This is a genomic window from Mesorhizobium sp. M4B.F.Ca.ET.203.01.1.1, assembly GCF_004791025.1.
Classification (GTDB): domain Bacteria; phylum Pseudomonadota; class Alphaproteobacteria; order Rhizobiales; family Rhizobiaceae; genus Mesorhizobium; species Mesorhizobium abyssinicae.
Genome location: NZ_SRUO01000001.1, coordinates 208652 through 229065 on the forward strand (window position 1 = coordinate 208652; position 20414 = coordinate 229065).

At 65.2% G+C, this 20414-nt stretch carries 21 protein-coding genes; 1 reads left to right on the forward strand and 20 read right to left on the reverse strand.

From position 1 onward, the window contains the following. Positions 1 to 21: 21 nt before the first annotated feature. From rpsO to rimP, 8 genes are all read right to left on the reverse strand, one after another. Positions 22 to 396, reverse strand: coding sequence for a 30S ribosomal protein S15 (gene rpsO, locus EN846_RS00975; protein ID WP_281015709.1), 375 nt, complete (start codon positions 394 to 396; stop codon positions 22 to 24). An 88-nt stretch (positions 397 to 484) separates the two neighbouring features. Next, on the reverse strand, positions 485 to 1579 hold the full coding sequence (gene corA, locus EN846_RS00980; protein WP_127282766.1) for a magnesium/cobalt transporter CorA: 1095 nt from the start codon (positions 1577 to 1579) through the stop codon (positions 485 to 487). Positions 1580 to 1622: 43 nt separating this feature from the next. Beyond that, positions 1623 to 2588 (reverse strand): tRNA pseudouridine(55) synthase TruB, encoded by a 966-nt coding sequence (gene truB, locus EN846_RS00985; protein ID WP_127282765.1) that lies wholly within the window; start codon positions 2586 to 2588, stop codon positions 1623 to 1625. Further along, entirely contained in the window at positions 2588 to 3016 is a 429-nt protein-coding gene (gene rbfA / locus EN846_RS00990) for a 30S ribosome-binding factor RbfA (protein WP_127390841.1), read from the reverse strand. Before rbfA ends, truB begins: the two co-directional genes overlap by 1 nt. Positions 3017 to 3129: 113 nt before the next feature. After that, positions 3130 to 5703, reverse strand: coding sequence for a translation initiation factor IF-2 (gene infB / locus EN846_RS00995; RefSeq protein ID WP_127282763.1), 2574 nt, complete (start codon positions 5701 to 5703; stop codon positions 3130 to 3132). Further along, positions 5700 to 6350 (reverse strand): RNA-binding protein, encoded by a 651-nt coding sequence (locus EN846_RS01000; protein ID WP_127390842.1) that lies wholly within the window; start codon positions 6348 to 6350, stop codon positions 5700 to 5702. Before EN846_RS01000 ends, infB begins: the two co-directional genes overlap by 4 nt. A gap of 38 nt (positions 6351 to 6388) precedes the next feature. Then, positions 6389 to 7984: a transcription termination factor NusA gene (gene nusA / locus EN846_RS01005; protein ID WP_127282761.1), complete on the reverse strand. Its 1596-nt coding sequence runs from the start codon at positions 7982 to 7984 to the stop codon at positions 6389 to 6391. A 48-nt stretch (positions 7985 to 8032) separates the two neighbouring features. Beyond that, complete coding sequence (gene rimP, locus EN846_RS01010) at positions 8033 to 8665, reverse strand: ribosome maturation factor RimP (protein WP_127282760.1); 633 nt, start codon at positions 8663 to 8665, stop codon at positions 8033 to 8035. Positions 8666 to 8994: 329 nt separating this feature from the next. Between rimP and EN846_RS01015 the strand changes: the two genes are divergently transcribed. Continuing rightward, positions 8995 to 9159 carry a hypothetical protein gene (locus tag EN846_RS01015; protein ID WP_127390843.1) on the forward strand — a complete coding sequence of 55 codons (165 nt, stop codon included), beginning with the start codon at positions 8995 to 8997 and terminating at the stop codon, positions 9157 to 9159. 54 nt (positions 9160 to 9213) lie between these two features. Here the strand turns inward: EN846_RS01015 and EN846_RS01020 are convergent, their stop codons facing one another. The 12 genes from EN846_RS01020 to tsaB form a co-directional block, all read right to left on the reverse strand. Continuing rightward, positions 9214 to 9915, reverse strand: coding sequence for a tRNA (guanosine(46)-N(7))-methyltransferase TrmB (locus EN846_RS01020; RefSeq protein ID WP_127390844.1), 702 nt, complete (start codon positions 9913 to 9915; stop codon positions 9214 to 9216). Between the two features lie 20 nt (positions 9916 to 9935). After that, positions 9936 to 11201 carry a methionine adenosyltransferase gene (gene metK, locus EN846_RS01025; protein WP_127390845.1) on the reverse strand — a complete coding sequence of 422 codons (1266 nt, stop codon included), beginning with the start codon at positions 11199 to 11201 and terminating at the stop codon, positions 9936 to 9938. A 171-nt stretch (positions 11202 to 11372) separates the two neighbouring features. Continuing rightward, positions 11373 to 11792 (reverse strand): helix-turn-helix domain-containing protein, encoded by a 420-nt coding sequence (locus EN846_RS01030; RefSeq protein ID WP_127282756.1) that lies wholly within the window; start codon positions 11790 to 11792, stop codon positions 11373 to 11375. A 139-nt stretch (positions 11793 to 11931) separates the two neighbouring features. Continuing rightward, on the reverse strand, positions 11932 to 13524 hold the full coding sequence (lnt, locus tag EN846_RS01035) for an apolipoprotein N-acyltransferase (protein ID WP_127390846.1): 1593 nt from the start codon (positions 13522 to 13524) through the stop codon (positions 11932 to 11934). Between the two features lie 85 nt (positions 13525 to 13609). Continuing rightward, the gene (locus tag EN846_RS01040; protein WP_127390847.1) at positions 13610 to 14080 is read right to left on the reverse strand and encodes a VOC family protein; all 471 of its coding nucleotides are present in this window, start codon (positions 14078 to 14080) and stop codon (positions 13610 to 13612) included. A 10-nt stretch (positions 14081 to 14090) separates the two neighbouring features. Further along, positions 14091 to 15164: a hemolysin family protein gene (locus EN846_RS01045; protein ID WP_127282753.1), complete on the reverse strand. Its 1074-nt coding sequence runs from the start codon at positions 15162 to 15164 to the stop codon at positions 14091 to 14093. 27 nt (positions 15165 to 15191) lie between these two features. After that, a complete protein-coding gene (gene ybeY, locus EN846_RS01050) occupies positions 15192 to 15689 on the reverse strand; it encodes an rRNA maturation RNase YbeY (protein WP_127390848.1) in 498 nt (165 codons plus the stop codon). 12 nt (positions 15690 to 15701) lie between these two features. Continuing rightward, entirely contained in the window at positions 15702 to 16751 is a 1050-nt protein-coding gene (locus tag EN846_RS01055) for a PhoH family protein (RefSeq protein ID WP_126056677.1), read from the reverse strand. 75 nt (positions 16752 to 16826) lie between these two features. Next, positions 16827 to 18233, reverse strand: a complete 1407-nt coding sequence (gene miaB, locus EN846_RS01060) for a tRNA (N6-isopentenyl adenosine(37)-C2)-methylthiotransferase MiaB (RefSeq protein ID WP_135913818.1) — start codon at positions 18231 to 18233, stop codon at positions 16827 to 16829. Positions 18234 to 18317: 84 nt separating this feature from the next. Next, entirely contained in the window at positions 18318 to 19118 is an 801-nt protein-coding gene (locus EN846_RS01065) for a 1-acyl-sn-glycerol-3-phosphate acyltransferase (protein ID WP_127390851.1), read from the reverse strand. 29 nt (positions 19119 to 19147) lie between these two features. After that, on the reverse strand, positions 19148 to 19642 hold the full coding sequence (gene rimI, locus EN846_RS01070; protein WP_127282749.1) for a ribosomal protein S18-alanine N-acetyltransferase: 495 nt from the start codon (positions 19640 to 19642) through the stop codon (positions 19148 to 19150). Continuing rightward, complete coding sequence (gene tsaB / locus EN846_RS01075; RefSeq protein ID WP_127282748.1) at positions 19642 to 20379, reverse strand: tRNA (adenosine(37)-N6)-threonylcarbamoyltransferase complex dimerization subunit type 1 TsaB; 738 nt, start codon at positions 20377 to 20379, stop codon at positions 19642 to 19644. The genes rimI and tsaB overlap by 1 nt, the downstream gene beginning before the upstream one ends. Positions 20380 to 20414 lie beyond the last annotated feature (35 nt).

The window sequence follows — 20414 nt, forward strand, 5'->3', positions numbered from 1 at the left end:
GAAAGCCCGCCGGTCAATTCGTCAACGGCGCAGACCGAGCTTCTCGATCAGCGTCTGATAGCGCGCGTCGTCCTTGCGCTTGAGATAGTCAAGCAGGCTGCGGCGCTGGGAGACGAGAGCGAGCAGACCACGGCGGGAATGGTTATCCTTCTTGTGGTCCTTGAAGTGGTCGGTCAGGTTCTTGATGCGCTCGGAAAGGATGGCCACCTGGACTTCCGGAGACCCGGTATCGCCCTTGGCGGTTGCGAATTCACCCATCAATTCCTTCTTGCGCTCGGCAGTAATCGACATCGTGTTTTTCCTTATCTGTTGGAGGAAACGGGACGCCCTCAGCCGGGATGTCGTCCAGCAGGGGCCGGTGCAAGCAACGCGACAGGGCGCGAAGCTGCCGGGCATATAGTGCAATTCCCCGGAAAAGACCAGCCCAATTCACAAGCCGGCTTGTCGCAGGCCTTTTCCCTGAAAACTGAAGATTTGCGTTCGACTACAACCACTTCTTCCACTTGAAGAAAGCAATCAGCCCGGCGGCAACGAGGGCCATGAACAGCAGCGCCGTGGGGTAGCCGTAATAGGCCTTCAGCTCCGGCATGTTCCATGGCGAGGTATCGGGGTCGAAGTTCATGCCCCAGACGCCGACCAGGAAGGTCAGCGGCATGAAGATCACCGAGACGATGGTCAGATAGGAGATGACGTCGTTGGTGCGCGCCTGGCTCAGCGACAGGTGCATCTCGATCAGCCCGGTCAGCATGTCGCGCTGGGTTTCGACCAATTCGATCAGGCGCAGCGAATGATCGAGCGTGTCGTTGAAGAAGACCTTGGTCTCGGCCTTCACGTAGGGCACGTCGTTGCGGATCAGCGTCGCCAGCGCATCGCGCATCGGCCAAAGCACACCCTTCAGCACGTTGGCGTCGCGCCGCAACTCGTGCAGTTGCCGCATCTGCTGCTTGTGCGGCGCGCGCAGCATCTCGTCCTCGATGCCGTCGACCAGTTCGCTGGCGGCCTCGATCGGCGGGAAATAGCTGTCGACGATGGCATCGATCAACGCATAGGCGAGATAGTCGGCGCCGCGCGCGCGCAGCCGGTTCGGCACCGAGCTGGCGATTCGCTTGCGAACCGGATTGAACGGATCGCCCTCGCGCTCCTGGAAGGTGACGACGAAGTTGCTGCCGAAGAAGACCGCGATCTGCTCGTAGCGATGGGCCGTGACATCGTCGATCATACGCATAACGACAAAAGCATGGTCCTCGAAGAAGTCCACCTTCGGCCGCTGGCCAGTGTTGACGACATCTTCAAGTGCCAGCGGATGCAGGCTGAAGATGCGGCCGATCTCCTCGATCAGCGGGATGTTGGCGAGGCCGGTGCAATCCAGCCAGACGACGGGCCACTGGTCGCAATGGGCATTGAGATCATCGATGCTGGCGTTCTCGATGGTCTCGAATTTGTCGGGCGAGATCAGCGTCAGCCGAAGCTCGCTGCGCCGTGCCGCCGGATCGGCGATCAGTGTGCCCGGCGAGGCGCCGACTGGTGGCCGGCGCGTCTTCATCGGCCCGCGCTTCGTTGCCGTCTCAGCCTTTGCCATTTCCCCCTGCCCCCAATGCCGAACCGAAACTAGCCGAGCGCCGTCATCCGGCAAAGACCCGCTTGGGCTTGAACATGCCCTGCTCGATGGCGCCGATGGCGACCAGCCTGCCACGCACCGTGGCGCAGGCTTCCTCGGCCTCGACCGGAGCGTCGCGGCCGCGGATGATGACCGGATTGCCGAGCCGGATTCTGGTCGCCGCGTCGTCGCTGACGGTGACCTGCGGCAGGCACTCGAGCGCTGCCGCGGTGTCGACCAGCAGCGCGTCGATGGCATCGAAGTCGACCGGCGCGTCGGATGCGTCGTCATCGCCCGCCACCTCGCCGCGTTCGCCGAAACGGGCGGCTTCGAGTTCGGCGACGGTGACGAAGTCCTCCGGCGTGAACGGCTCGACCTCGACACGGCGCAGCTCCGCGATATGGCCGAAGCAGCCGAGGTCGCGGCCCATGTCGCGGGCGAGCGAACGCACATAGGTGCCTTTGCCGCATTCGACCTCGAAAACGGTGCGGCCGGCGTCGTGCTCGACAATATCGAGGCGGCCGATCTCGATCTCGCGCGCGGGGATGTCGACCGTCTCGCCCTCGCGGGCGAGGTCATAGGCGCGCTCGCCGGCGATCTTGATGGCGGAGAACTGCGGCGGCGTCTGCATGATGACGCCGGTGTATTTCGGCAACAGCGCCTTCACCTCGGCCTCGGCCGGACGGCGCTCCGAGCTGTTGGTCACCGGGCCCTCGAGATCATCGGTCGAGCGCTCCTCGCCCCAGGCGACGGTAAAGCGATAGACCTTGGCGCCGTCCTGCACGTAGGGCACGGTCTTGGTCGCTTCGCCGAGCGCGATCGGCAGCATTCCCGACGCCAGCGGGTCGAGCGTGCCGGCATGGCCGGCCTTCTCGGCCTGGAACAGCCATTTGATCTTGGAGACAGCCTCGGTCGAGCCCATGCCGACCGGCTTGTCCAGAACCACCCAGCCGGAAACCGGCCTGCCCTTCTTCTTGCCGCGACGGCCCACTATTCGCTGTCCTTCTTGTCGTCTTTGTCTTTGTCGTCGTCGTGGCTGAGATCCCGCGCCACTTCCGGCGACTTCAGCAAATCGTTGATGCGGGCGAAATTGTCGAAGGACGTGTCCAGCCGGAAGCGAAACTCCGGCATGTACTTCATCTGCCTCAGCGCGCCCGAGACACGGCCGCGGATGAATTTCGCATGCTTGTTGAGCGCTTCGACCACTGCATTGTCGTCGCTGGCGCCGAGCGGCGAGACGAAAGCGGTGGCGATCTTCAGATCGGGCGACATGCGGACCTCGGAAACCGAGATCACGCTGTTCTCGACCAGCGGATCGATGATCTCGCCGCGCTGCAAGGTTTCGGACAGCGCGTGGCGCACCTGCTCACCGACACGCAGCATGCGCTGGGACGGGCCTGACGTGGTTGAACGGGACATTTTCCTCGGTCCTGAAATCGTGATGCGCGGGATGGGACCGCGCCGCATGTCTCATGTGATGTGGGCGGCGGCCTTGCGACCACCGCCCGGACTTCTCGATGCGATGCTCGAACTCAGAGCGTGCGGGTTACCATCTCGATGCGGAAGCACTCGATGACGTCGCCGACGCGCATGTCCTCGTAGTTCTGGAAGGCCATGCCGCACTCCTGGCCGCCCGGCACTTCCGAAACCTCGTCCTTGAAGCGCTTCAGCGTCTTCAGCGTGCCTTCGTGGATGACGACGTTGTCGCGGATCAGGCGCACGCCGGCGCCGCGTTCGACCTTGCCTTCGGTGACACGGCAGCCGGCGATCTTGCCGACCTTGGTGATGTCGAAGATCTCGAGGATCTCGGCATTGCCGATGAAGGTCTCGCGACGCTCCGGCGAGAGCATGCCGGAGAGAGCCGCCTTCACGTCATCGACGAGATTGTAGATGATCGAGTAGTAGCGGATCTCGATGCCGGCGGCCGCGGCGGCAGCACGTGCCTGCGTATTGGCGCGGACATTGAAGCCGATGATCGCGGCACCGGAGGTCTCCGCCAGCGACACGTCGCTTTCGGTGATGCCGCCGGCTCCGGCATGGACGATGCGCGCGCGCACTTCGTCGTTGCCGAGCTTCTCGAGCGCGGCGCTGATCGCCTCGATCGAGCCCTGCACGTCGCCCTTGATGACCAGCGGGAACTCCTTCAGCCCGCTCGTCTGCAACTGCGACATCATCTGCTCCAGCGAGCCGCGCTGGCCGGCATGCTTGGCCACCGCCTTCTCGCGCGCCAGGCGCTGACGGTATTCGGTGATCTCGCGGGCGCGGGCCTCGTTGTTGACGACGGCGAAGCGATCGCCGGCCTGCGGGGTGCCCTGCAGGCCCAGCACCTCCACCGGCATCGCCGGCGGCGCTTCCTTGACGTGCTCGCCACGATCGTTGACCAGCGCGCGCACCCGGCCCCACTCGTTGCCGGCGACGAGGATGTCGCCCGGCATCAGCGTGCCGGTCTGCACCAGCACGGTGGCGACGGGGCCGCGGCCCTTGTCGAGCTGCGCCTCGATGACGACGCCCTCGGCGGTGCGGTCCGGATTCGCTTTCAGGTCGAGGATTTCGGCCTGCAGCAGGATCGCTTCGAGCAGCTTGTCGAGATTGGTGCCCTTGGTCGCCGACACTTCGACGTCCAGCACCTCGCCGCCCATGGATTCGACGAAAACCTCATGGCGCAGCAGTTCGGAACGCACCTTTTGCGGGTCGGCGTCACGCTTGTCGATCTTGTTGATGGCCACGATGATCGGCACGCCGGCCGCCTTGGCATGGCTGATCGATTCGATCGTCTGCGGCATCACGCTGTCGTCGGCCGCAACCACCAGCACGGCGATGTCGGTCGCCTGGGCGCCGCGGGCGCGCATCGCCGTGAAGGCGGCGTGGCCGGGCGTGTCGATGAAGGTGATCTTCTGACCGTTCTTCTCGACCTGGTAGGCGCCAATGTGCTGGGTGATGCCGCCGGCTTCGCCGGAGACGACATTGGCGTTGCGAATGGCGTCGAGCAGCGAGGTCTTGCCGTGGTCGACATGGCCCATGATCGTGACCACGGGCGGACGCGCCACCAGGTCTTCGGCACGGTCGGCGATGTTGAACAGGCCTTCCTCGATGTCGGACTCGGCGACGCGGCGCACAGTGTGGCCGAATTCAGTGGCCACCAGTTCGGCGGTGTCGGCGTCGATGACGTCGCCCGGCTTCATGATCTGGCCCTGCTTCATGAAGAACTTGACCACGTCGACGGCGCGCTCGGACATGCGCTGCGCCAGTTCCTGGATGGTGATGGTTTCGGGCAGGATCACTTCGCGCATGACCTTCTCGCGCGGCTCGTTATGCATCGCGCGCTTGAACTTCTCTTGACGGCGGCGCATCGACGACAGCGAGCGAGCGCGCGCATCCTCGTCGGACAGCGCCGAATTCAGCGTCAGCTTGCCGCGGCGACGATCTTCCTCGCCCTTGGTCGGCTTGGCTGGACGTGCCACTTCGGGCGTAACCAGGCGGCGCACGGGGGCGCCTGCGCCACTGGTGCGCTTCGGCTTGACCTCTTCCTCATCGTCCGGCGTCGCCAGCTCGGCGGCCTGCGGCGCGCGGCGGCGCGCCTCTTCCTCGGCGCGACGCCGGGATTCGGCCTCGGTCTGCAGTCGCGCTTCTTCCTCGGCCTGGCGGCGCGCGGATTCCTCACGCTCGCGACGGCGACGTTCCTCGTCATCGGCGCGGCGCTTGGCATCTTCCTGGGCACGCTGGCGATCTTCGATCTCGCGCGCCTTGGAGCCTTCGAGCGCCCTGCGGCGGGCTTCCATCTCGCCGCGCGACAATTCGTTGAGCACCATGCCGCCACGCTCGGCTGGAGGCGGCGGCGGTGGCGCCTTCGGCGCTTCCTGGACAGCGGGCGCCGCCGCGGCGGCGGGCTTCGGCGCGAAGACGGACACGGGAGCGGCCGCCGGCTCCGGCTTGTCGCCGTGCAGCGAGAACTTGCGCTTCTTGGTCTCGACGACGACCGCCTTGGTGCGGCCGTGCGAGAAGTTCTGGCGCACAGTGCCCTGTTCCATGCCGGGGCGCTTCAGCGTCAAGGTCTTCTTCGGCGTAACGCTCAACGTCTTGTCGTCGCCCGATTTCGTATCGCTCATTCCATATCCTCTGCGGCATCATCTTCGTCAGCAACGTCCGCAAGCATTGCCAGATCGTCCGGGGTACCGCCCCGATACCGGTCGAGCGCAACCATGCGCTTCTCAACCGCCCTTCCCGCGTCTTGCGCGAGGACGGCAGCATGTATCACATTTGTACCCCCCAATGCCAAGCTCAACTCGGCCTCGGGGAAAAGTTTGTAGGCAGGGATGGCGGGGCCGCCGAGATGAACGGTCGCCCGCCGCGCCTGGCTGATCTTGCGAACGCCGTCATCCGATGCTTCGGTCGCATGAAGCACCAGCAAAGCCTGACCGTCGCGCACCGCGTTCTCGACCTTGGCAGCGCCGAGCACGACCGCGCCGGCCTTGCGGGCTAGGCCCAGCATACCCAGCGCGGATCGGGAAAGCAGCCCGTCGACCATGCCGCCGAGATCGGCGGGAACGTTCACCTGCGCCTTGAAGGCGCGGGCAAACAGGTTTTTCGCCGCTGCCTTGTCGACATGTAGGCGTTCGGCGCTGACCCAGCAACCGCGGCCGGGCAGATTTCTCTTGAGGTCCGGGACGACGGCCGAATCCGGGCCGACGACGAAACGGATCAGTTCATCCGGTTCGGCCTGCTTGCGGGTGACGATGCAGGTGCGATCGTTCATCTCGTCCGGGGGCGGGTTCTGTGCGATGCGGTTTCACCTCACGCACCGACGGCTTCGTCAGCCGGCGCTTCCTGCGCGGCAAGCTCGTCCTCGGTGATCCAGCCGGCCTTGAGGCGCGCAGCCAGAACCATCTGCTCGGCATCGGCGCGCGACACGCCGTGGCTGGCGAGCACGCCCGGATAGACCTTGGTCTCGCCGTCCTTGCGTTCCTTCCAGCCGGTCAGGTCGTCCGCGGCATAGCCGGCGAAATCCTCGATCGTCTTCACGCCGTCCTCGCCGAGCGTCACCATCATGGCGGTGGTGATGCCGGGGATCTCGCGCAGTTCGTCCTCGACGCCGAGCGCCTTGCGCTTGTCGTCATGCTCGGCCTCGATCTTCTCCAGATATTCGCGGGCGCGGGTCTGGATCTCCGAAGCGGTGTCCTCGTCGAAGCCATCGATGGAGGCGATTTCGCCGGCATCGACATAGGCGACTTCCTCGACGCTGGTGAAGCCCTCGGAGGCCAGCACCTGGCCGACCATCTCGTCAACGTCGAGGGCTTCCATGAACAGCGCCGAACGCTCGACGAATTCCTTCTGGCGGCGCTCGCTCTCTTCCTGCTCGGTCAGGATATCGATGTCCCAGCCAGTGAGCTGCGAGGCAAGGCGGACGTTCTGGCCGCGACGGCCGATGGCCAGCGACAGCTGGTCGTCCGGCACCACGACCTCGATGCGCTCGGCATCCTCGTCGAGCACCACCTTGGCGACCTCGGCCGGCTGCAGCGCGTTGACGATGAAGGACGCGGCCGACGGCGACCACGGAATGATGTCGATCTTCTCGCCCTGCAGTTCGCCGACCACCGCCTGGACGCGGCTGCCGCGCATGCCGACGCAGGCGCCGACCGGATCGATCGAGCTATCGCGCGAGATGACGGCGATCTTGGCGCGCGAGCCCGGATCGCGGGCCACCGACTTGATCTCGATGATGCCGTCGTAGATTTCCGGCACTTCCATGGTGAAGAGCTTGGCCATGAACTGCGGATGGGTTCGCGACAGGAAGATCTGCGGGCCGCGCTGCTCGCGGCGCACGTCGTAGACATAGGCGCGGACGCGGTCGCCGTATTTGTAGTTTTCGCGCGGAATCAGCTCGTCGCGGCGGATGATCGCCTCGCCGCGGCCGAGATCGACGATGACGTTGCCGTATTCGACGCGCTTGACGGTGCCGTTGACGATCTCGCCGATGCGGTCCTTGTATTCGTCATACTGGCGGTCACGCTCGGCCTCGCGCACCTTCTGGACGATGACCTGCTTGGCCGACTGGGCGGCGATGCGGCCGAAATCCATCGGCGGCAGCTGTTCGGCGATGAAGTCGCCGAGCTGGGCGTCGGGGTTACGCTCGCGGGCCGAGGAAATGGCGATCTGCGTGGCGTAGTCCTCGACCTTCTCGACCACTTCCATCAGCCGCTGCAGCTTCATCTCGCCGGTGTTGGCGTTGATGTCGGCGCGGATGTTGGTCTCCTGGCCATAGCGCGAGCGCGCAGCCTTCTGGATCGCATCGGCCATGGCGGCGATGACGATCGACTTGTCGATCGACTTTTCACGCGCGACCGCGTCGGCGATCTGCAGCAGTTCCAGTCTGTTGGCGCTTACAACCATTGTCTTTCTCCCGAGCCTGTTGCCGGACCTGTCGCCGGGCGGCTCAAATCAATTGTCCTGTTCGGTTTCGTTTTCCGTATCCGCGGCAGCGTCTTCCGCTTCGCCGCGACGCTTCTTGGCTTCCTTGCGCGCCCTGTTGTCCTTCGACAGGGCGTCGCGGATGAGATCGTCGGTCAGCACCAGCCGGGCATCGGCGATCGCATCGTAAGGCACGCGCACCGTCGGCTCCTCGCCATAGGCAGCCTTGTCGCGGGCGATCAGCACGCCATCATCGTCGCTCTCGGCGATCTTGCCCTTGAAGCGCTTGCGGTCGCCGACCAGAACCGAGGTCTCCATCTTGACCAGATGGCCGGTCCAGGTGGTGAAATCCGACTTGCGCACCAGCGGCCGGTCGATGCCGGGCGAAGACACTTCGAGATGATACGCCTTTTCGATCGGATCTTCGACATCGAGTGCGGGCGAGACGGCGCGGCTGACTTCCTCGCAATCCTCGACCGTCATGGTGCCGTCCTCGCGTTCGGCCATGATCTGCAGCGTCAGCCCGTTCTGGCCCGACAGATGCACCCGCACCAGGCGAAAGCCGATCCCGCGCAGCACCGGCTGCACGATCAGCGCTATGCGCGCATCGATCCCGCTTTCGCGGATGATACGGTCGTCGGCGTCGATTGCCGCTGCGCTCATCAGGTCCCTGTCGCTCTTTTTCGTGGCTGGCCGGCAGGTAATAAAAAAGAGCGGGACCGGGTGGACCCACTCTTCGTCATACCGACCAAGAATTTGAGGCTGATATAAACGATCCCGCTCGGCGTTTCAAGCCTGCCGTGAGGAGCGTCGCAAACGCGGCGCTCTTGCTGCTTACCACCGGCAGATGGAGGCCGGCACAGGCAGCCTTGCGCCCGGCGCATGGCGTCCATGCGGCAACGCCTCTGTGATCCCAGGCGCGACGTGCCTATCTATGTTGCATCGCACAACAAGAGAAATTGCGCGCGGTGGCGCGCGAAAGGTTGAAAATCATGGGTAGCCGCAAGCTGTTTTCCGCCATCGGCGACATCTTCACCACCTTCGGCAGTGCCGTTGCCGCGTCGCGGTCCGTCGAAGCCGGACGCAGGCCGCGCGCCAGCGATCTGCGCAAGCTCGGCATGGACCCGGCCGCCTTCGGCAGGATGGGCCGCTTCTGAAAGATCGGGCGCTTCTGAAGCCCGCCTGGCGCGGTTAACCGTATCGCGCCGGGCCTACGTCCTGACGAAAGTCAGATAGGCGGGCCGGCGGCCCTCACGCAGCGCCTTGGCCTCATAGCGCGTGCCCGGCCAGCCATCATAAGGCCGATGCCAGTCTGCCGCTTCGCGCGCCTGCCATGCAAAGGCGCCGTGCGCCCGGCAATGCAAAAGCGTCCAGTTCACATAAGTGTCGATGTCGGAGGCGAAGCGGAATTTTCCGCCCGGCTTCAGCACATGGGCGAAACGGTCGAGATTGACCGGACCGACGAAGCGTCGCTTCCAGTGCTTCTTCTTCGGCCAGGGATCGGGATAGAGCAGGTCGATGCCGTCGAGCGAAGCCGGCGGCAGCCAGTCGAGCAGCCGCGTGGCGTCGTCGTCATGAACCCTGAGATTGGCCAGCGGCTTTTCCCGTACCGCCATCATCAGCTTGGCCATGCCGTTGACGAAGGGCTCGACGCCGATGAAGCCGGTCTGCGGAGCCGCCGTCGCGCGATGCAGCAGGTGCTCGCCGCCGCCGAAACCGATCTCGAGTTGGACGGCGGAAACGTCGGCGGCAAACAGCGTCCGCAATTCGGCCGGCGGCGCGGCCGCCAGATCAAGCCTGTAAGTCTGAAACCCGCTTTCCAGCGCCGCGGCCTGCTGCGGACGGATGGTCTTGCCGCGCCGGCGACCGAAAAAAGCTTCGGTCGCGCGGCTCGGTCTGTCTTTTGGATCCATGGACAGGTCTGCAGTCGCCGTCAGGCGGCGACCGCATCCTTCAGCGCCTTGGCGAGATCGGTCTTCTCCCAGGAGAAGGAACCGTCGCGGCCGGCCTTGCGGCCGAAATGACCATAGGACGAGGTTTTCGCGTAGATCGGCCGGTTGAGGTCGAGGTGACGGCGGATGCCGGATGGCGACAGGTCCATGACCGAGCGCAGCGCATCCTCCAGCCTCGCCTCGTCGACCTTGCCGGTGCCGTGCAGGTCGACATAGACCGACAGCGGCTGGGCGACGCCGATGGCGTAGGACAGCTGGATGGTGCAGCGGTCGGCGAGCTTGGCGGCGACGACGTTCTTGGCGAGGTAGCGCGCCGCATAGGCTGCCGAGCGGTCGACCTTGGTGGTGTCCTTGCCGGAGAAGGCGCCGCCGCCATGCGGCGCAGCGCCACCATAGGTGTCGACGATGATCTTGCGCCCGGTGAGGCCGGCGTCACCATCCGGACCGCCGATGACGAACTTGCCGGTCGGATTGATGTACCAGTTGCAGTCCTCGGCGATCTTGAGATCGCCCAAGGCCTCGCGGATATAGGGCTCGACGACCTTGCGGACCTTCTTGGAATCCCAGGTCGCATCGAGATGCTGGGTCGACAGCACGATCTGCGTCGCTTCCGCGGCCTTGCCGTCGACATAGCGCACGGTGACCTGGCTCTTGGCGTCCGGCCCGAGCTTGCCGGCATCGCCGTCGCCTTCATGGCGCGCGGCGGCCAGGAGTTCGAGTATCTTGTGGCTGTAGTAGATCGGCGCCGGCATCAGGTCCGGCGTCTCGCGGCAGGCGTAGCCGAACATGATGCCCTGGTCGCCGGCACCTTCCTCGCCCTGGCGGTCGGCGGCGCTGTCGACGCCCTGGCCGATGTCGGGCGACTGGCCGTGCAGCAGAACATCGATCTTCGCCGTCTTCCAGTGGAAGCCGGCCTGCTCGTAGCCGATCTCGCGGATCGCCTTGCGGGCAACCGACTTGAACTTCGCCGGATTGACGACCGGATGACCGGCAGCGTCCTTGAGGATGTTGCCGGCCTTGTCTTTCTTCAGCAGCGTCTCTGGAACCCGGACCTCGCCGGCGATGACGACGCGGTTGGTCGTCGCCAGGGTCTCGCAAGCGACACGGACTTTCCACGGGTCCATGCCGGTCTTCTTGGCCTCGCGATAGACCAGATCGACGATTTCGTCGGAGATACGGTCGCAAACCTTGTCGGGATGGCCCTCGGCAACGGATTCCGAGGTGAAGAAGTAGTTCAGCCGCGTCACGGGTGTCCCCTCTTGAAGAAAGATCGGCAGGTTGCCGATTTTTGGCGCGCCACGTGTTAGCGGTGCCGGGCGCCGCTCGTCAAGCGCTGCCGCGGTTCCGGCATGAATGTGAGCACAGTTTGTCTTGTGCCACCACCAGCGGGGCGCCGCCGGTGGCACAAGTCCCCTGGATCAGTCGGCGTCGTCGGTAGAAAGCGATTTCACCAGATCAATGATCCTGCGACGCACCTTGACGTCGGCAATCTTGACGAAGGCGCGGTTGAGCTGAAGCCCTTCCGGACTGCCGCAGAACTCGACGGCGAATGCCATCGACGGGTCTTCGGCGAATCCTCGGTTGCCCACGGCCTCCTGACCCGGGGCATCCTCGAAAAAGAAGGCTACGGGCACGCTGAGGATGGACGCTATGGCCTGCAAACGGCTGGCGCCGACCCGGTTCGTGCCTTTCTCGTACTTCTGGATCTGTTGAAACGTGATGCCGAGATTCTCACCCAGCTTCTCCTGGCTCATTCCAAGCATATTGCGCCGAAGCCTGATGCGACTTCCGACATGGATGTCGATCGGATTCGGTTTTTTCTTATTTTCTTCTGTCATTTTCTCCTCGCCGAATTTTTCCGGCTTTTTCTATTTTTTCTTGCCCAAACGAAGCCGGAGCCAACTGCCCCAACAGAACCTCCAACCGACTTCGAGAAATTTCAGGCGCTTACAGTATGAGTTTCTAATGTGTCGGCTGTCAATTCACCCGTAGCCGTAGCCTTACATTCGATAGGAGTGCTCCCAGCGCGAACAGGAACATGATCATCAATCCGTTAATTCGCCGCTGGCGGGCGGAAATGAGGGCGCGCCCAGAAATCGGCACATGCGCATCGATTGCGCCGCGCGCATTGACGGCGAGCGCGTCGACAATACGGCCGCGCGGATCGACAATGGCGGAAATGCCATTGTTAGCCGCACGCAACAAAGGCAATCCATTCTCCACCGCGCGAATCTGGGCCTGCCTGAAGTGCTGGTATGGGCCCGGCGTATCACCGAACCACGCATCGTTCGTGACGTTCACAATAAGCTGAGCTGACGTTGCGTCAACTGCCACAAGGTCGGGGAAGATGACCTCGTAGCAAATGAAGGGGAGCGCGCGGACGCCATCCGGCAATACGATCGGATGGCGCTCGTTGCCGGGCGCGAAATTCATCGGGCCGGCGACCAGCTGCTCGACCCCGAAGCGGTCGAAAACGTCGGCGAAAGGCAGATATTCGCCGAACGGCACCAGATGGATCTTGTCGACGGCGTCGGCGATCTCGCCCTTGTCGTTGATCGCCACCACGGAATTGTAATAGCGGCTGCCGGCGCCTGCCGCCGAGCCGCCCTCCTCGCGGACGACGCCGGCGATCAGCATCTGGCCTTCGCCGAGCATGTCGCCCAGCGCCGTCAGCGCGTCCGGGCGCTCGGTGAACAGGAACGGCACCGAGGTCTCCGGCCACAGGATCAGCTGCGGCCTGGCATGGCCGGGTTCCGGCGCCTTGCCCGACAGGCCGAGCAAGGTGGCGAAGATGCGGTCGCGAACCGAAGCGTCCCATTTTTCGCTGAGGTCGACGTCCGGCTGGACGATGCGGACATCGACCGAACGGGTCGCCGGCTCGAGCGGAGCGGCAAGCCTGACATAGCCGAAGCCGACATGGGCGGCGACGAGGATGCCGAGCAGCGCGAAGCCCAGGCGAAGCTGGCGCCGCGCAGCGACCAGCGCGGGCAGCGAAAAGACGAAGACGGCGAGCGCGTTCATGCCGATCATGCCGGTCACGGACACACTCTGCATCAGCAGGGGAACCGGCATCGCCGCATAGCCGACGGCGTTCCAGGGGAAGCCGGTGAACAGGAAATCGCGCAGCCATTCCGCCAGGCCGAAGCCGAAGGCCAGTGCCGCGATGCGGCCGATGCCGTTGCTCCACAACAGCCGCGCCACGACCGTGGCGAAACCGTAGAAGAAGGCGAGCCCGAAGGGGATGCCGACCACCGCGAAGGGCAAGGCCCAGGCGAAGCTGTCGGCCTCGACAAGCAGCGCCTGGCCGATCCACCACAGGCCGGCGAGAAAATAGCCGAAGCCGAACCACCAGCCGATGGCGAAGGACGGCTTCAGCCGCCTCAGCCAGCCGTCGGAAGCCTCGCCGGTGGCGCCGTCGAGCAGCCAGACCAGCAGCGGGAACGAGATGAAGCAGACGGCGAAGAAATCATAGGGCGCCTGGGCGAGGACCGCCAGCGCTCCGGCGAGAAACGCCACCAGCGCCCGCCGCCACCCCCAGAGCAGAATTATCCGGCCGGCCAGGCGCTGCATTGAGGCTTCCGAGTCGCGCGAATCACGGCAAAAGATTTATCAGGCCGCGGTCCGCGCTCCAAACATCGATAAGCGCAATCTGATGTTATCGGTGCCAGCCCTCGATGCTGAGGCCGCTCAGCCGCTCAGCCTCCTCGCGCGGCACCGCGCGCAAGGTCTGCGTGAAGGTCCAGACATGGCCTTCGGGGTCGCGGGCGCGGTATTGCCGTTCGCCATAGAACTGGTCGGTCGGTTCCTGGATGATCTCGGCCCCGGCCAGCCGCGCCTGCTCGCAATGGGCGTCGAGCCCGTCCTTCAGCCGGATATAGACAGACTGGGTGTTGCGGCCACCGACGGAAGCGGGGCTGGCGACATGGTCGGCCCACTCTGAATCGACGACGATGTAGCCGTCGCCGAAGCGCATTTCGGAATGGACGAGGCGGCCCTCGGCATCGCTGACGACCATGCTCGGCTCGAAACCGAAGGCCGCTTCAAGCCAGGTCAAAGCCGCACGCGGGTCCTTATAGAATATGCCGGACCCAAGGACGGCATGCTTGAACGGATCCTCGGCCGTCATCAGGCGGGTTTCAGGCCTGCTCGGTGCGGGCGGCGCGGCGGCGGCGCTCGCCCTTCTGGACCTGCACGATGCGCACGCGCTTGACGCGGCGCGGATCGGCGTCGAGGACATGGAACTCGAAGCCGGGTATGGCCTGCACCACCTCGCCGCGGGCCGGCACGCGGCCGAGCGTGTTGAAGATCATGCCGCCGATGGTGTCGACATATTCGCCATGCTCACCGGCGGTGAAATCCTCGCCGATCATCTTGGCGACCTCGTCGATCTCGGCCTTGCCGTCGACGATGAAGTTGCCCTCGCCGGACTGGGTGATCATCGGCTCATCGTCGTCATGCTCGTCCTCGATGTCGCCGACCACCATCTCGACGATGTCTTCCAGCGAGGCGAGGCCGTCGGTGCCGCCATATTCGTCGATGACCAAGGCCATCTGGGTGCGCGTCGTCTGCATGCGGCCCATCAGGTCGGAGGCAAGCATGGAGGGCGGCACGAACAGCACCGGGCGGATCAGGTTGAGGTCGCCGATGGTGCGGGCGAGATCGACCTGGGCGAGGTCGAGAAGCGCCGCGGCCGGCGTCTTGCGGCTGGTGCGACCCTTCTTGACGCGGGCAACCTTGGTGATGTGGGCGAGCACGTCGCGGATGTGGACCATGCCGCGCGGATCGTCCAGCGTCTCGGAGTAGACCGGCATGCGGGAATGACCGGACTGCTCGAACAGACCGAGCAGATCGCCCAGCGTCGTCGTGATCTCGACCGCCTCGATGTCGGCGCGCGGCACCATGACGTCCTCGACGCGGACTTCACGCAGCCGCAGGATGTTGTTGAGCATGGCGCGCTCGCCGGGGGAGAAGGCGCCGGCATCGCTCGCCGTTTCGGCAAGCGCGCCGGCGATCTCCTCGCGCAGGCTGGTGCCGTTGCGCTGCCTGAACAGGCCGAGCACGCGATCGAACAGGGAAGGACCGGCAGGCGATGGCTCGCTGGCGATGCTGCCGGTCGTGGTACTCGGACTCGAGCCCTCTTCCGTCTTTTCGGAAGGCTTGGCCGCACTGCCGGCGTCGGGGCGGGCGGCAGTCTCTGGTTTGTCGTTCATCGTCGTCCGGTCAATTGGTCTTTTTAGTTACGCGTAGGGATCGGGAATGGCAAGCCTTGCGAGCGCCGCGCGCTCGATCGCTTCCATCTCCTCGGCCTCGGCGTCGGTCTCGTGATCGTGGCCCAGAAGATGCAGCAGGCCATGGATGACGAGATGGGTGATATGGTTCGCCAGCGGCTTGTCTTCCAGTGCCGCTTCCCGCGCGACCGTCTCGGCGGCGAGCACGATATCGCCCAGCATCGGCGGCAGCGGAGCGCCCTTCGGGAACGGAAAAGCCGGGAAAGACAAAACGTTGGTCGGCTTGTCCTTGCCGCGCCAGCCGGCGTTCAGCGTGCGGATGTGGGCGTCGTCGGAAAAGACGATGCTGAGCTCGGAAGCGCCGTCGACGCCGGTTTCGGCAAAGGCGGCAGCCACGGCGCGATCGACCAGGCGCGTCAGCCCCGCCTCGTCGGGCCAATCGCCAGCCTCAATCGAAATATCGATGTCGACGGGCAGGCCGCCGCCTGGTTTCCTGTCTTCAGCCATGCGGCTTTTTCGTCAGCTTTCCGCGCCCAGGCCCCTGGCCAGCTTGCCGTCGCGGTCATAGGCCTTGACGATCTCGGCGACCAGCGGATGCCTGACGACGTCGCCCTCGTTGAAGCGCACCGTCACCATGCCGGTGACGCCGTCGAGGATGCGAAGCGCCTCGACCAGGCCGGACTTGGTGTTCGGCGGCAGGTCGATCTGGGTCGGATCGCCGGTGACGATCATGCGCGAATTCTCGCCGAGACGGGTGAGGAACATCTTCATCTGCATCGGCGTCGTGTTCTGCGCTTCGTCGAGGATGACGGCGGCGTGCGCCAGCGTGCGGCCGCGCATGAAGGCCAGCGGCGCGATCTCAATCACTTCGGCCGCGATCGCCCGCTCGACCTTGTCGGCCGGCATCATGTCGTAAAGCGCGTCGTAGAGCGGCCGCAGATATGGATCGACCTTCTCCTTCATGTCGCCGGGCAGGAAGCCCAGCCGCTCGCCGGCCTCGACCGCCGGCCGCGACAGCACGATGCGCTCGACCATGCCGCGTTCGAGCAGCATCGCGGCATGCGCCACCGCCAGATAGGTCTTGCCGGTGCCGGCCGGGCCGATGCCGAAGACGAGCTCGGAGCGCTCCAGCGCCCGCATATAGGCGTCCTGGTTGAGCGAGCGGGCGTAGATGGTCTTCTTGCGCGTCGCTATCTGGGCGGCGGACATCTTGCCCTTGCGCTCCAGCGTCGGCAGCGTCAGCTGGTCGTCGGCGGCGATCGCCATGCGCACGGCGCCGTCGACGTCGGACTGGCCGATGTCGACGCCCTTCTGGAGGATGCCGTAGAGGTTGTCGAGGGCGCGGCGCGCCTGCTCGGCGGCCGAGGCCGAGCCCTTGATCGTCAGCTGGTTGCCGCGCGAGCGGATGTCGACGCCGAGCTTCTGCTCGAGCCGCGCCAGGTTCTCGTCGAACTGGCCATACAGGGCGCTGGCAAGCTTGTTGTTGTCGAAGGTCAGAACGATGTGCGCCATGTCGGAAGCCCCGGATGCCTGGTTCGGGGGCAGGTTCTTCAGTTCAGCAGCGCTCAACCGTCTCTCCTCATCTGCCGAGGCTTGTGGCTATGCATGTCGTTGTCCCAACGGGCACAATTCCAGCGACATGCATCAGGCCAACTCGGCGAACAGGCTATTGTAGCCCGTCCTTGTGATTCGTACCTCGATAATGTCACCGATTTCGCCGGCCTTTTCATCAACAATAACGGGCTGCAGCCAGGGCGAACGGCCGACCTTCTGGCCAGCCTGGCGGCCGGGCTTCTCGATCAGCGTGCCGATGGTCCTGCCGACCAGGCTGGCGCCGAAATCCTGCTGTTGCTTCAGGAGCAGGGCCTGCAGGCGCTGCAGGCGATCGTCCTTGACCGCTTCCGGCACGTGATCGGGCATTTCGGCCCCTGGAGTGCCCGGACGCGGCGAATATTTGAACGAGAAGGCCGAGGCATAGTCGACCTCGCGCACCAGCTGCATGGTCGCCTCGAAATCGGCTTCCGTCTCGCCGGGGAAGCCGACGATGAAATCGCCGGACATGGCGATATCGCCGCGCGCGGCGCGAATGCGATCGATCAGCGCCAGATAGTCGCGCGCCGTATGCCTGCGGTTCATCGCCTTCAGGATGCGGTCGGGGCCCGACTGCACCGGCAGATGCAGATAGGGCATCAGCGCCGGCAGGTCGCGATGGGCAGCGATCAATTCGTCATCCATGTCGCGCGGGTGGCTGGTGGTATAGCGCAGCCGCGCCAGGCCAGGGATCTCGGCCAGCCTGAACAGCAGGCGGCCCAGCCCCCATTCCTCGCCCTTTTCGCCCTCACCGTGCCAGGCATTGACGTTCTGGCCGAGCAGCGTCACCTCGCGCACGCCGGCCTCGGCCAGGCGTTCGGCCTCGGCAACGATCTGCGCCACCGGTCGCGAGACTTCGGAGCCGCGCGTATAGGGCACGACGCAGAAGGTGCAAAACTTGTCGCAGCCTTCCTGGACGGTGAGAAAGGCGGTGACGCCGCGCCTGGCGACCTCGGCGCGCTTCGGCTGCGGCAGATGCTCGAACTTGTCCTCGACGGCGTAGTCGGTCTCGACGATCTTCTCGCCGCCGCGCACCCTTGCCAGCACGTCGGGAAGCCGGTGATAGGTCTGCGGGCCGATGACCAGGTCGACGGCCGGCGCGCGGCGGATGATCTCGGCGCCTTCGGCCTGCGCGACGCAGCCGGCGACGCCGATCAGCAGCTCGCGGCCGGTGCCGGCCCGTTCGGCCTTCATGTCGCGGATGCGGCCAAGCTCGGAATAGACCTTTTCCGCCGCCTTTTCGCGGATATGGCAGGTGTTGAGCAGCACCAGGTCGGCATCATCGACCATATCGGTCGCGACATAGCCGTCGGCCGCCAGCGCATCGGTCATGCGCTGCGAGTCGTAGACGTTCATCTGGCAGCCATAGGTCTTGACGAAGACCTTCTTCGCCGCCGGAGCGGCAGCCAGGCTGTCGGCAGCGATGCCGATCTCGTTGCGTTCTGTCGTGTTCAGGTCCATCGGGCGGCTTCTAACGCCTTTCAGTGACAAAAAACAGACGATTCTGCGCCCTTGCGCCGTGCCCCGAGCGCGCGAAGGGTCGCGTCAGCGGCTCGGGCGCGGCTCGGCAAGCGCCGCCTGCACCATCTCGCGCACCCGGCTTTCCATCAGCCTTGCCGTCTCCTTGCGGTTCGAGCCCTTGGAGAAGGCAATCGGCTCGCCGAAATGCAGCTCGACATCGAGCGCGCCTTCGGCGAGCAGCACCTTGAGATGCGGCATCAGGTCCTCGTCACCGATCCAGGCGGCGATCGGCCGGTGGCGGCGGCCGAGCGGCACGCCATGCAGCCTGGTGTAGACGATCGCCACCGGCTGGATGAACACTTGCTCGGTCGCCCCTTCCGAAATCGCCATCGAGGCGGCGCCGAACAGCGTGCTCTTGAAGGGCAAAAGCAGGTTGCCGTCGCCGGTCGAGCCTTCGGCGAACAGTACCATGGCGTCGCCATTGGCCATGCGCCCGGCGATCTCGCTGGCCTGGTCGCCCGAGCTGCGCTTGCGCTCGCGCTCGATGAAGACGGTGCGCTGCAGCTTCGACAGCATGCCGATCATCGGCCAGTTCGCCATGTCGGCGCGGGCGATGAACTTCACGTCGACCCTGGAGCCGAGCACCATGATGTCGGTCCAGGAGATGTGGTTGGACGCGACCAGCAAGGGGCGCCTGGCCGACAGCGCGCCCTTGACGTGGATGCGCAGGCCGAGCGCCCTGGCGATCATCCGGTGCCAGATCTTGAGGATGAAGGTTTCCGGCCACAGCCCGGTCTTCATCGACAGGATCTGCAGCGGCACCAAGACCAGCGAGCCGGCGACGACCAGAGCAAGCGCCAGGAAAATCCGTAATTTCTTGATCATCAGCGCGCAGGCCCTGTCCCGGCGTGTCGCTAGCGAAGATCGCGGCGCATGACAAGCGCGCCGGTCGGGCCGCGCTCGGGCGATCTGTAGTAGTTGGCGCGCTTGCCGACCTCACGGAAGCCGAGCCGCCGGTAGAGCGCGATGGCCGCGACATTGGTCTCATCGACCTCGAGGAACAGCGCCTCGGCGCGCTGCGCGTGCAATTCGCGCAGCACCGCGTCCATCAATTGCCAGCCAAGCCCCTGGCGGCGGTGGGAGCGGGCGACGGCTACGGTGAGAATCTCGCCCTCGCCTGCCGCCAGCCGCGCCAGCACGAAGCCGACCGGTGGCTTGCCGCCCTGTCCGGTTTCGCGCGCGGCATAGCCGAATACGGTGTCCTGTTCGAGCAAAGCCGCGAACTCGCCGTCGCTCCACGGCCGCACAAAGTCCTCCTGATGCAGCACCGAGACAGCCTCGCTGTCGGCAACCGTCAGCGGCTGAAGCGCATAGTCCCTGCGGCGCGGCTGAAAGAAGGGAATGCGCATCAGCTCTTTTTTCCTTCCGGACCATGATCTTGCCCAAAAACCGGGGCCCGCTTTTTGGGATCATGGTCCTGTCTTGGAAGAATGAAGCCGGCCTGCGGCCTGGCATCGGCGCCGCGCAGATAGAGCGGCTTGGGCTTGTCGCCCACGCCCTTTTCAGCGGCCAGCCGGGCATAGGCGGCGATGTCGGCGGTGGCGCCGGTCGGCCCGATGTCGAAGGCGCGGCCGGCCGAGGCGGCGATCTTCTCCGCGGCGGTGCCGGCCAGCACGGTGGACGTCTCCACGGCAATGGCGGTGGCTTGCGCGAGCGTGGCCACCGCCGGACCGTAAGTCAAAACTAACGCTTTGTCATAGGCGGCAACATGGATCTCCTCGCGCCCGGCGTCGAGGGCGGCGAGCACGGCACGACCGGGAAAGAACTCGGCCGCCTCCGCCGCCAGGGCCTCGAGAGTGGTCACGCCGATTGCCGGGATCTTCAGCGCCAGCGCCAGGCCGCGCGCGGTGGAGACGCCGACGCGCAGGCCGGTGAAGGAGCCGGGCCCGACGGAGACGGCTATGGCGTCGAGGCCTGCGTAGCCCGTGCCGGCCGCTTTCAGCGCCGCGTCGATGACCGCCATGAGATGCTCGGCATGGCCCTTGCCGAGGTCGAGCACCTGGCGGCCAAGCTCGCGCCCGGCCGCGGCGTCATAGACGCTGGCGGCGCAGAGAGTGGCGGCACAGTCGATGGCAAGCAGCTTCATGGTTCGCCGGTTAACGCCCTGGGTCGAAAAACAAT

Bases quoted from the DNA above. Each gene is read 5' to 3' on its own strand.
- rpsO (WP_281015709.1), bottom strand. From the start codon at position 396: ATGCCCGGCAGCTTCGCGCCCTGTCGCGTTGCTTGCACCGGCCCCTGC.
- EN846_RS01030 (WP_127282756.1), bottom strand. From the start codon at position 11,792: ATGACAGAAGAAAATAAGAAAAAACCGAATCCGATCGACATCCATGTC.
- rimI (WP_127282749.1), bottom strand. From the start codon at position 19,642: ATGCGCATTCCCTTCTTTCAGCCGCGCCGCAGGGACTATGCGCTTCAG.
- miaB (WP_135913818.1), bottom strand. From the start codon at position 18,233: ATGGACCTGAACACGACAGAACGCAACGAGATCGGCATCGCTGCCGAC.
- ybeY (WP_127390848.1), bottom strand. From the start codon at position 15,689: ATGGCTGAAGACAGGAAACCAGGCGGCGGCCTGCCCGTCGACATCGAT.
- EN846_RS01040 (WP_127390847.1), bottom strand. From the start codon at position 14,080: ATGACGGCCGAGGATCCGTTCAAGCATGCCGTCCTTGGGTCCGGCATA.
- tsaB (WP_127282748.1), bottom strand. From the start codon at position 20,379: ATGAAGCTGCTTGCCATCGACTGTGCCGCCACTCTCTGCGCCGCCAGC.
- EN846_RS01015 (WP_127390843.1), top strand. From the start codon at position 8,995: ATGGGTAGCCGCAAGCTGTTTTCCGCCATCGGCGACATCTTCACCACC.
- infB (WP_127282763.1), bottom strand. From the start codon at position 5,703: ATGAGCGATACGAAATCGGGCGACGACAAGACGTTGAGCGTTACGCCG.
- lnt (WP_127390846.1), bottom strand. From the start codon at position 13,524: ATGCAGCGCCTGGCCGGCCGGATAATTCTGCTCTGGGGGTGGCGGCGG.
- nusA (WP_127282761.1), bottom strand. From the start codon at position 7,984: ATGGTTGTAAGCGCCAACAGACTGGAACTGCTGCAGATCGCCGACGCG.
- EN846_RS01045 (WP_127282753.1), bottom strand. From the start codon at position 15,164: ATGAACGACAAACCAGAGACTGCCGCCCGCCCCGACGCCGGCAGTGCG.
- rimP (WP_127282760.1), bottom strand. From the start codon at position 8,665: ATGAGCGCAGCGGCAATCGACGCCGACGACCGTATCATCCGCGAAAGC.
- corA (WP_127282766.1), bottom strand. From the start codon at position 1,579: ATGGCAAAGGCTGAGACGGCAACGAAGCGCGGGCCGATGAAGACGCGC.
- EN846_RS01020 (WP_127390844.1), bottom strand. From the start codon at position 9,915: ATGGATCCAAAAGACAGACCGAGCCGCGCGACCGAAGCTTTTTTCGGT.
- EN846_RS01065 (WP_127390851.1), bottom strand. From the start codon at position 19,118: ATGATCAAGAAATTACGGATTTTCCTGGCGCTTGCTCTGGTCGTCGCC.
- rbfA (WP_127390841.1), bottom strand. From the start codon at position 3,016: ATGTCCCGTTCAACCACGTCAGGCCCGTCCCAGCGCATGCTGCGTGTC.
- EN846_RS01000 (WP_127390842.1), bottom strand. From the start codon at position 6,350: ATGAACGATCGCACCTGCATCGTCACCCGCAAGCAGGCCGAACCGGAT.